This is a genomic window from Gordonia sp. (in: high G+C Gram-positive bacteria) (genome assembly GCF_049299075.1).
Classification (GTDB): domain Bacteria; phylum Actinomycetota; class Actinomycetes; order Mycobacteriales; family Mycobacteriaceae; genus Gordonia.
In genome coordinates, this window is the sequence record NZ_JBAQWU010000365.1 from 1 (window position 1) to 1,944 (window position 1,944).

General features: G+C 68.3%; 3 protein-coding genes. All 3 read left to right on the forward strand.

Annotated features, from left to right (window positions below; translation table 11 throughout):
* Positions 1–153: 153 nt before the first annotated feature.
* Positions 154–741 carry a crossover junction endodeoxyribonuclease RuvC gene (gene ruvC, locus WAW85_RS11465; protein ID WP_422559737.1) on the forward strand — a complete coding sequence of 196 codons (588 nt, stop codon included), beginning with the start codon at positions 154–156 and terminating at the stop codon, positions 739–741.
* Complete coding sequence (gene ruvA / locus WAW85_RS11470; RefSeq protein ID WP_422559738.1) at positions 738–1,334, forward strand: Holliday junction branch migration protein RuvA; 597 nt, start codon at positions 738–740, stop codon at positions 1,332–1,334. Before ruvC ends, ruvA begins: the two co-directional genes overlap by 4 nt.
* Positions 1,331–1,944, forward strand: a 614-nt coding sequence (ruvB, locus tag WAW85_RS11475; protein WP_422559739.1) for a Holliday junction branch migration DNA helicase RuvB, incomplete at its 3' end; no start/stop codon positions are given. The genes ruvA and ruvB, both read left to right, overlap by 4 nt.

Consider the following 1,944-nt stretch of genomic DNA (forward strand, 5'->3'; position numbering starts at 1 on the left):
GAGGTCCTCGCCGAACTCGACGAGGACTGACTCGACGCGGACTGACCGGGGCGTCGGGCGCGCCGGTGTCTCGGTGTGTCACCGCGGCCGGGTCGGCCCCGTCGGCTAGAATCTCGAACAGTTGTTCGTTTAGCTGTTGCGGGAGGTGCACCGATGCGTGTGATGGGCGTGGATCCCGGTCTGACTCGGTGCGGTATCGCACTGGTGGAATCCGGTGCTGGTCGCACGGTCACCGCCCTCGACGTGGACGTCGTCCGCACGCCGTCCACCATGGAGCTCGCCGAGCGGTTGCTCGCGCTCTACACGGCCGCGCAGCACTGGATGGAGACCCATAGTCCCGATGTGGTGGCGGTGGAGCGGGTCTTCGCGCAACGTCAGGTGAGCACGGCCATGGGTACGGCCCAGGCCGCCGGAGTGGTGGCCCTGGCTGCCGCCCAGCGGAACGTGCCGGTCCGCTTCCACACACCCAGTGAGGTGAAGGCGGCGGTCACCGGCTCCGGTCGCGCCGACAAAGCGCAGGTCACGATGATGGTGACCCGTATTTTGGGGATGCAGCAGGCCCCGAAGCCCGCCGATGCGGCCGATGCCCTGGCGCTGGCTATCTGCCACTGTTGGCGCGGTCCGGTCAATGACCGGATGGCGGCAGCCGCCGAGCAGGCCCGGGTCGCGCAGGACGCCCATCGACGACGATTGGCGGCGGCCCAGGCCGAACACGCCCGGCAGAAAGCGGTACAGCAGTGATCTCCTCGGTATCGGGTGAAGTGATCGACATCGCCCTCGACCACGCCGTGGTCGAATGCGCAGGCGTGGGCTACCGGGTGCTGGCGACCCCACCCACGTTGGCGACGCTGCGGTGCGGCGACCATGTGCGACTGCGCACCGCCATGGTGGTGCGCGAGGACTCGATGACGTTGTACGGCTTCACCGATCCCGATGCTCGCGAACTCTTCGGTGTCCTGCAGACCGTCACCGGTGTCGGGCCCCGGCTCGCGATGGCGACCCTGGCCGTACTCGAACCAGACCGGCTGCGGAGCGCGTTGGCCGACTCCGACGTCAAATCGCTCACCTCGGTGCCCGGGATTGGTAAACGAGTCGCGGAGCGCCTGGTGGTGGAGTTGCGCGATAAGGTTGCGGCGCCCGCCGGTGCGGTTGGTGCCGTGGTTCCCGGTTCCGCCTCGGGTATTGCCGCCCAGGTGACCGAGGCACTCATCGGTCTCGGTTTCACCGAGAATGCTGCCGGGCAGGCGGTGGCCACAGCGCTCGCCGATCAGCCCGACGCCGATTCGCCGACGGTGCTGCGGGCGTCCCTGGCCGGGCTCGGTCCGCGGCGATGACCGAGTTCGAGGGCGAGGAACTGCTCGCCCCGTCGTTCATCCCCGGCGACAGCGAACTGGATGCGAGTCTGCGGCCCAAGACGCTCGCTGACTTCATCGGCCAGGCCAAGGTGCGTGAGCAACTGGAACTGGTACTGCACGCCGCACGCAACCGCGGCCGCACCCCGGACCACATTCTGCTGTCCGGTCCGCCCGGTCTGGGTAAGACCTCCCTGGCGATGATCATCGCGGCGGAGATGGGTGCGGCGCTCCGCCTCACGTCCGGTCCCGCGCTGGAGCGGGCCGGCGATCTGGCCGCGATGTTGTCGAACCTGGTGGAGGGCGATGTGCTCTTTATCGACGAGATCCACCGGATCGCCCGGCCAGCCGAAGAGATGCTGTACCTGGCGATGGAAGACTTCCGCGTCGACGTCGTGGTCGGCAAGGGGCCCGGTGCCACGTCCATTCCGCTCGATGTCGCCCCGTTCACCTTGGTTGGCGCGACGACCCGATCCGGTGCGCTGACCGGCCCGCTGCGCGATCGCTTCGGCTTCACCGCGCACATGGAATTCTACGAGCCCGGCGAATTAGTGCAGGTCCTCCAACGCTCCGCGTCGATCCTGGGCATAGC

What these genes read in the sequence shown, in the direction of transcription:
- ruvC (WP_422559737.1), top strand. Translation starts at nt 154, where the DNA reads ATGCGTGTGATGGGCGTGGATCCCGGTCTGACTCGGTGCGGTATCGCA.